Consider the following 501-nt stretch of genomic DNA (forward strand, 5'->3'; position numbering starts at 1 on the left):
ATTTTTCGTCGCCTGAGCGTATTTGATAACCTGATGGCGGTACTGCAAATTCGTGACGATCTTTCCAGCGAGCAGCGTGAAGATCGCGCCAATGAGCTGATGGAAGAATTCCATATCGAACATCTGCGTGACAGCCTTGGACAGGCACTCTCCGGTGGGGAACGCCGCCGTGTGGAGATCGCCCNNGCCGCCGTGTGGAGATCGCCCGCGCACTGGCCGCTAATCCAAAATTTATCCTGTTGGATGAACCCTTTGCCGGTGTTGACCCAATTTCCGTCATTGATATCAAACGTATTATTGAACACCTGCGCGACAGCGGGCTTGGCGTGCTGATTACCGACCATAACGTGCGCGAAACGCTGGCTGTTTGTGAGCGCGCCTACATTGTGAGCCAGGGACACCTGATCGCACACGGTACGCCGACAGAAATCCTGCAGGACGAGCACGTTAAACGCGTATACCTTGGGGAAGACTTCAGACTCTGATAGGGTAGTAGACTTC

The 501-nt window shown here is 54.1% G+C and carries 1 pseudogene; it reads left to right on the forward strand.

From position 1 onward, the window contains the following. A pseudogene (locus tag FDX22_RS21595) lies at positions 1–485 on the forward strand (ABC transporter ATP-binding protein); the annotation flags it as partial. Positions 486–501 lie beyond the last annotated feature (16 nt).

This window comes from Citrobacter sp. TBCS-14 (genome assembly GCF_005280805.1).
Lineage (GTDB): Bacteria > Pseudomonadota > Gammaproteobacteria > Enterobacterales > Enterobacteriaceae > Citrobacter > Citrobacter gillenii.